Below are 7357 nucleotides of genomic sequence, written 5' to 3' on the forward strand. Positions count from 1 at the left end.
ATGGTGCGCCGCGTCTCGCTGAGGAGTTGCCGGAGTACAACATCAAAACCATTGCCGCCAGCTTGCGTCGTCAGGGACTGCGGGCAAAAGCGAGCCGGAAGTTCAGCCCGGTCAGCTACCGCGCACAGGGTCTGCCGGTGTCAGAGAATCTGCTAAAACAGGATTTTTACGCCAGCGGCCCGAACCAGAAGTGGGCAGGCGACATCACGTACTTGCGTACCGATGAAGGGTGGCTGTATCTGGCAGTGGTCATAGACCTGTGGTCTCGGGCGGTTATCGGCTGGTCGATGTCCTCCCGGATGACGGCACAACTTGCCTGCGATGCACTGCAAATGGCGCTCTGGCGGCGTAAACGCCGGGAAAATGTCATTGTTCATACGGACCGTGGTGGACAGTCCTGTTCCGGGGATTATCAGAGCTTGCTGAAACGCCATAATCGACGCGGAAGCATGAGCGCAAAAGGCTGCTGTTATGACAATGCCTGCGTGGAAAGCTTCTTTCACTCGCTGAAAGTGGAATGTATCCACGGAGAACGCTTTATCAGCCGGGAATTAATGCGGACGGCGGTATTTAATTATATCGAGTGTGATGATAATCGCTGGCGTCGCCACAGTGCGTGTGGCGGTCTCAGCCCGGAACAATTTGAAAACCTGAATCTCGCTTAGGGCTGTGTCCACATTACGTGGGTAGGATCAGCCAATGGGAAATCACTGTCTAACTGCATACTCAGTTAAATCCAAATACCCTGGTTTATTCTTAACAAAAAACAACATTCGGGAACGATTCCGGTGACAGAGATCTCAGATGTTTTCATTCAGTCCTGTGAAAAACGTTGCACATCACCTGAAGTCAGTATGTGTAAGAAGAGGATTCACAGGCCAGGACGGAATGTCATCGACAGGCTGGTCACTTTGATGTCTGAGCAGGTCTGCATGTTTACCTGCTCCTCGTTTAGGGGCTGGGAAGAAAACATCCGCTAAGTAAGTCATTCATTGTCTGTACTGGATTTTTTTGTCTGGGGGGCCAACAGACATTATTTACCAGACTGAAATAAATGCTGTCGACAGCTTAAATCATCACACTCAATACGAACCACACATACCGCCTTCATCATATTATCGCGATAGCTGAAGGATTTCCCGGGTACTACCTGACGCATAATAATGTTCAGACCATGCTGCATCTCTTCGTGTTTCTGTACTATTGACGCCCGTCCGCAGGCAATAATACTGGAGTATGCGTAGCTGTAATCGCAGGCATCTTCTGCGGGGATCAACTGATGATTACCATCCATCTCCACACTTACAGCCGGATTTTTGCGTAGCAGCTGCATCTTCCTTCCTGTACGCGACCCGTGAAACCAGATTATCCAGCGGGCATCCTTATATTCATAACCAAAATTAACCGGTACGATGTACGGGCTGTTCTCATCATTGAGCGCTATCCGGCAAATCTGATGGGTATTGATGATGGCGAGAATTTCTTCAGGTGTGCTGATTATCCGATCCGGATTACTCATAATTATTTTCCTGTGAATGATTCATACGGTAGCCTGACTGCGGTTGCCCGCAGCCAGGAAAAGGGATTAACCGTGTTTGTTATTCAGTTCAAAGCGTGGTGAGACCAGACCGTACAGTGTCCAGCCCAGGAACGTGACTATAGAGCCGTACAGCATGGCTTCTTCACCCGAAGAGTACAATGCGTAGAAGCTGTAAAGTGCGCCAACGAACGCAATGGCGTTAGCGGCTTTAGCTTTTGACGGTTTCACATTCGCCATCTTCTGGATGATAACAAGCGCGGCCATCGACAGAATGTACGGGATGATGTTGGTGACCACCGCCAGATTAACCAGCACATTAAACTGGCTGTTCAGTGACGGGCTGATGGTCATCAGTGACAAACCGCTCTGGATGACGACAATGGCCAGCATCCCCTGCACCGGAGCGTCTGCGTTGGTTACGCGGGAGAATATCTTCGGAAAATACCCTTCGTCAGCGGATGACTTGAACACCTGAGCGATAGTGAACTGCCAGCCCAGCAGCGAACCGCAGCAGGACATCACCATCAGCGCCATAATCACTTTCCCTACTTCCGGGGTAAACATCTGCGCGAAAGCCAGGCCGAACGGGGCCGTGGAGTGGGCTAAATCCATATTCGGCACAATCCCTGCAATCACGTTGGTGGAGACAATGTAAATCACCGCCGCGCCAAGTGTCCCGCCGAGCACTGCAATCGGCACGTTGCGCTCAGGATTTTCCACCACTTCAGCGTTGGCACAGGCTGATTCCAGACCGAGAAATGCCCACAGTGTCATGGCGATAGAAGAACCAACGGCAGTGAAGAACGGGACGTGGTGCGGGTTCCAGGAGCTGGCGTACAGTGTCGGACTAAACCAGAACCAGCCGATAATACACAAACCGACTACCGGGATAATCACGCCCCAGACGGTAACGCTGCTAATCTGCCCGGTGATGCGGGCACCACCGAAATTAGCGATGGTACACAGCCACAGCACAACAATGGTGGCGAGACCAATCTGGATAGGTGACAGCGTGGCACCAAATAATTCGGTACCGTAGCCGACAGCCGAAATTGCGATCGCCACATTGGCAATTAACAGCGATACGCCGTAGGTGTAGTTCGCCATAAAGTTGCCAGACTTGCCAAAGGCGTACTCCGCGTAGCCACCCATACCACCAGATTTACGGCTGAACATCCCACATTTTGCGAATGCCCACGCCAGTGCCATAGACCCGAGGGCCGTGACTAACCATGATATGATGGAAATCGTCCCTACTTCTGCCAGTTTGGTGGGCAGCATGATAATCCCTGACCCCATCATGTTGACCATCGTCAGAATAGTAAGCTGGACGACACCCATTTTATTGGATTTAGGCTGACTCATAGCTCTTCCCCTTTCAGCAAAGCGCTCCGGGTTTCACGTGGTGTAATGACGTAGCACCACACCTGTTTGCGGCCATCAATTTCCTCTATATAGACCCCCTGCAGTTCCGGAGCGAAGCCCGGCAGCAGGTTGATCCCTTCTTCCAGGGCAGTGAAATAGCGTAATACGGCACCACCCCAGATTTCGCCCGGAACCACGCACAAAACACCCGGCGGGTATGGGAGTGCGCCTTCCGCTGCAATACGACCTTCAGCTTGTGACAGGCGAACCAGTTCGACCTCACCACGCAGATAGGCGTAGTTGGCATCCTGTGGATTTATGCTCACGCGAGGGAAATGTGATTTACGGAACATCTCTTTCTGTAGCTGTTTAACATTGTGACGCGCATATAAATCATGCATTTCCTGACACAACTGGCGCAGGGTATAACCCGCATAACGTGCCTCATGCTGCTTATATATTGACGGCAGCACTTCTGCGAGAGGGGCATCGGATCCCAGCAATTTTTCGAAACGTACCAGCAGTGCGACGAGCTGCTGCAACTTGTCCATATTTTCCGCAGGGGTTAACAGAAACAGGATCGAGTTCAGGTCACATTTCTCCGGTACGACGCCATTCTCACGCAGGAAGTTAGCGAGAATGGTGGCGGGAACACCAAAGGTGTCATATTCGCCGTTGCGTGAATTGATACCTGGTGTTGTGAGCAGGAGTTTACATGGGTCAACGAAATACTGGTGTTCCGCGTAGCCTTCAAAAGCATGCCAGTGTTCGCCGGGAACAAAATGGAAGAAACGCAGGTCGCTGGAGATATCCAGCGTCGCGTAAGACTGCCACGGTTTACCGTCGACCAGTTCCGGTACAAACGGACGAATGTGATGACAGTTATCCAGGATCAGTTTGCGGGCATCAATTCCGTCCATCACGCAGTCCATCCACATATTACGACCGCAAACACCTTCATGCATTCTGGCATTGACATCCAGAGCAGCAAACAGTGGATAGAACGGACTGGTGGAGGCATGCATCATAAACGCATTATTCAGCCGTTTATGCGGCACATAGCGGGGCTGACCTTTGATGTGTCTGTCTTTTTTGTGGATCTGCGACGTCTGGGAGAAACCTGCCTGCTGTTTGTGAACCGACTGAGTGACCAGAATACCCGGATCGTTTTCATTCAAATCCAGTAATAACGGAGAGCAATCGGCCATCATCGGGATAAACTGTTCATAACCGACCCATGCAGAGTCAAACAAAATGTAGTCGCACAGATGACCAATCTTATCCACTACCTGACGGGCGTTATAGATAGTGCCATCGTAAGTACCTAACTGGATCACCGCCAGACGGAAGGGGCGCGTATCTTTCGCTCGTTGTGGTGCCACTTCACTCACCAGTTCGCGCAGGTAACCTTCTTCAAAACAATGAGCATCAATCCCGCCGATGAAGCCGTACGGATTGCGGGCGGTCTCCAGATACACTGGTGTTGCACCGGCCTGTAATAGTGCGCCGTGATGGTTTGATTTGTGGTTGTTGCGGTCAAACAACACCAGATCTCCTGGCGTCAGCAACGCGTTAAGCACCACTTTGTTCGCGGAGGAGGTACCGTTGAGTACAAAGTAAGTTTTGTCAGCGTTGAACACTTTTGCCGCGTGCTGCTGGGCGATGCACGGCGCGCCTTCGTGAATCAGTAAATCGCCCATTGCTACGTCAGCGTTGCACAAATCGGAACGGAATAGCGTTTCGCCGAAGTAATCAACAAACTGATTTCCGGCCGGATGACGGCGGAAAAATTCGCCTCCCTGATGTCCCGGACAATCAAATGCGCTGTTACCCTGATTCACGTAGTCGACCAGTGCGCGGAAAAAGGGTGGACGCAGTTGTGTTTCATAATGGTGTGCAGCGGTTTCCAACTGGCGGCCATAGAATGCAGTACGGGCTTCATTATATTCGAATACACCCGAGAGCCGTGGCAGATAATCTGTCGGAACACGCTCTTCATTCATGGTGGAAATAAAAACGGGTATGCCATATCCGGTTGAATCAATTTCATCGAGCTTCCCTCGCTCAATATCACCAATGGATAACACGACGGCAGCAATATCAGTTAAATTGCTTTCTTCAATACTCACGATATGACGCTGTGTGGAAAAACAGTCGGGACACGCGCGACTTACTGCAATTTTTAATCTGGACATATTTATCTCTTTATTTCAGCTAACAGAAGGTCCTCAGTTTCTAAATTGAGAAACTGATAATTCCGGAAAAAAAGCAAAGTGAGGCCGCTGATAAATAAATCAGTAAATTACTTTTTTCAGGATGCACTAAACCCTGACCAGTCCGGTCACCGATAAGACAGGGTTATGCTGGATAAGCACCGCAGAACACAGGTGTTAATCTGCGATACAGGAGGTCAGAAGGACCTGTATGCTGGAGTGCCTGTAGTCGGTAGACTAACGGGCATTAAAGAAATGAAAATCGAAGGTGTTACGATGGGCAAACATCATCAGATGTGTTACCCGTCTTATATGAGGCATAACTCTGTTATTGTTTTCCATAAAATTAACCTTTAATAAAACTATTTAGGGCGTTGCCATTTTATCCAGGATTAGATGGTGTTTTGTGTCTGAGATCACTAAATTCAGACCAAATAAGAAATAAATAATCGTTAACTGTGAATATCCATTATTCATGAAGGGTAGATGCTCAAGTTATATAATCCGTATTTATATGTCCCGGCCTTATATATGTGTGATGTATTGAATAAAATGATTTTCTACAGGGAATGACCTGTATATTCAGTCACAGAGTGTTATCGGGAGAGACTTGCGTTGTCCTGGGCAGACAGAACCAGGCAAAGGAAAACCGTTATCAGATGATGCTGTGGTGTCTTCGGCTTTGTTGAATAAATCAGATTTCGGGCAAGTATCCCCGTAGCGCGTCGTGTTTTCAGGCGATACGGACGCTCTCTGGCATACCTGCCTTCGTCATTTTGTTCAGTGCACGCACCATGGCCAAAGCCTCTGCTACCTGACCATCGTAGTCACGCAGCGTCAGTGAACCTCCGAACAGTTGCTTTACCCTGTACATCGCCGTCTCCGCTATCGAGCGGCGATTATACTCTGTTGCCCATTTCCACCGCGCATTACTCCCGGTCAGCCGCTGATTCGCTACTGCACGGTTACGGTCTGCGTACTCACCGGGCCAGTAACCCGCGCCTTTTCGGGGCGGGATGAGCGCGCTGATTTTCTTACGGCGCAGCTCATCGTGACAGAGCCGGGTGTCGTAAGCTCCGTCTGCCGCTGCTGCCCTGATTTTTCTGTGAGTCTGCCGGATGAGGCCCGGGAAGGCTTCTGAGTCCGTAACGTTGTTTAGCGACAGGTCTGCGCAGATGATTTCATGTGTTTTGCCATCAACAGCCAGATGGAGCTTCCGCCAGATACGATGGCGCTCTTTGCCGTGCTTTCTGACTTTCCATTCGCCTTCACCAAAGACCTTCAGCCCGGTGGAATCAATCACCAGATGTGCAATTTCACCCCGGGTGGACGCTTTGAAACTGACATTAACCGACTTTGCCCGCCTGCTGACACTGCTGTAATCAGGACAACGCAACGAAATGTTCATCAGGGCAAAAATGGAATCAATAAAGCCCTGCGCAGCCCGCAGGGTGAGCCAGAATACGCGTTTAATCACCAGGACGGTCGTGATGGCAAGGTCAGAATAACGCTGAGGTCGCCCCCGGGATGAAGGCGCTGCTGACTCATACCAGGCCTGAATCGCCTCATCGTCCAGCCAGAAAGTGATGGAACCACGGTTGATGAGGGCTCTGTTGTAGATGTGCCAGTTGGTGATTTTGAACTTTTGCTTTGCCACGAAACGACCAGTGTTGTCGGATGATGCGTGATCTGATCCTTCAACTCAGCAAAAGTTCGATTTATTCAACAAAGCCAATGTCGGCATAACGCAGGCAGGTATAGGGGGTATAAATGAGTTAAATGAATTTGTCCGTAAAGGTTATAAGGTTGTGACGTTAATAAATGATGGGCTTCTTGATGATAGTGATTCAACATTAACAGTACCGACGCACTGGATCGTTTGGGAGGGACCAGTAACAGAAGATTCTTTAGGACATGTTCATCTTGAGTTATTTTCATGGGGTAGTGTTAAAGATCGTATTAAGTCAGGTAAAAAAATACCCTATTTCATTTCACGTTTTTTTGGGGGGATGGTGTTTAAGCCATTGAGCTAATATGAAAGGAATATGTTTAATTCTCCTGATATCATTTTTGTCCGGATGTACTTTACATGCCACTGTTACGCCCGAAGGCGATGTGTTGGACGACGCTATAGTGGGTGTAAATTATTATGGTGAAATCAAAATCACAGGTGGCAGAGCTTATGCTCTTGATCACGACGCTCTGCATGAGCGTTTTGTGGGTTCAATTTCCCCTACCG

Annotated in this window: 6 protein-coding genes and 1 pseudogene; 2 read left to right on the forward strand and 5 right to left on the reverse strand. The window is 49.5% G+C overall.

Annotation, left to right across the window (positions count from 1 at the left end; translation table 11 throughout):
• Positions 1–665, forward strand: a 665-nt coding sequence (locus ACLW56_RS24635; RefSeq protein ID WP_330986250.1) for an IS3 family transposase, incomplete at its 5' end; no start/stop codon positions are given.
• 368 nt (positions 666–1033) lie between these two features.
• Here ACLW56_RS24635 and ACLW56_RS24640 read toward each other — a convergent pair.
• The 5 genes and pseudogenes from ACLW56_RS24640 to ACLW56_RS24660 all read right to left on the reverse strand — a co-directional run bounded on the left by ACLW56_RS24640 (position 1034) and on the right by ACLW56_RS24660 (position 6819).
• Positions 1034–1519, reverse strand: a complete 486-nt coding sequence (locus ACLW56_RS24640; RefSeq protein WP_330986251.1) for a pyridoxamine 5'-phosphate oxidase family protein — start codon at positions 1517–1519, stop codon at positions 1034–1036.
• Between the two features lie 66 nt (positions 1520–1585).
• Entirely contained in the window at positions 1586–2905 is a 1320-nt protein-coding gene (gene potE, locus ACLW56_RS24645) for a putrescine-ornithine antiporter (protein WP_330986252.1), read from the reverse strand.
• The gene (speF, locus tag ACLW56_RS24650; RefSeq protein WP_330986253.1) at positions 2902–5100 is read right to left on the reverse strand and encodes an ornithine decarboxylase SpeF; all 2199 of its coding nucleotides are present in this window, start codon (positions 5098–5100) and stop codon (positions 2902–2904) included. The genes potE and speF overlap by 4 nt, the downstream gene beginning before the upstream one ends.
• A gap of 255 nt (positions 5101–5355) precedes the next feature.
• Positions 5356–5460 carry a leader peptide SpeFL gene (speFL, locus tag ACLW56_RS24655; RefSeq protein WP_330986254.1) on the reverse strand — a complete coding sequence of 35 codons (105 nt, stop codon included), beginning with the start codon at positions 5458–5460 and terminating at the stop codon, positions 5356–5358.
• A 391-nt stretch (positions 5461–5851) separates the two neighbouring features.
• A pseudogene (locus ACLW56_RS24660) lies at positions 5852–6819 on the reverse strand (IS5 family transposase).
• Between the two features lie 107 nt (positions 6820–6926).
• On the opposite strand from ACLW56_RS24660, the gene ACLW56_RS24665 reads away from it, so the two are divergent.
• On the forward strand, positions 6927–7151 hold the full coding sequence (locus ACLW56_RS24665) for a hypothetical protein (RefSeq protein ID WP_330986255.1): 225 nt from the start codon (positions 6927–6929) through the stop codon (positions 7149–7151).
• The last annotated feature ends 206 nt before the right edge of the window (positions 7152–7357 follow it).

It is taken from the genome of Pantoea sp. sgz302252 (genome assembly GCF_047713085.1).
Classification (GTDB): domain Bacteria; phylum Pseudomonadota; class Gammaproteobacteria; order Enterobacterales; family Enterobacteriaceae; genus Scandinavium.

Bases quoted from the DNA above. Each gene is read 5' to 3' on its own strand.
- ACLW56_RS24640 (WP_330986251.1), bottom strand. From the start codon at position 1,519: ATGAGTAATCCGGATCGGATAATCAGCACACCTGAAGAAATTCTCGCC.
- potE (WP_330986252.1), bottom strand. From the start codon at position 2,905: ATGAGTCAGCCTAAATCCAATAAAATGGGTGTCGTCCAGCTTACTATT.
- speF (WP_330986253.1), bottom strand. From the start codon at position 5,100: ATGTCCAGATTAAAAATTGCAGTAAGTCGCGCGTGTCCCGACTGTTTT.
- speFL (WP_330986254.1), bottom strand. From the start codon at position 5,460: ATGGAAAACAATAACAGAGTTATGCCTCATATAAGACGGGTAACACAT.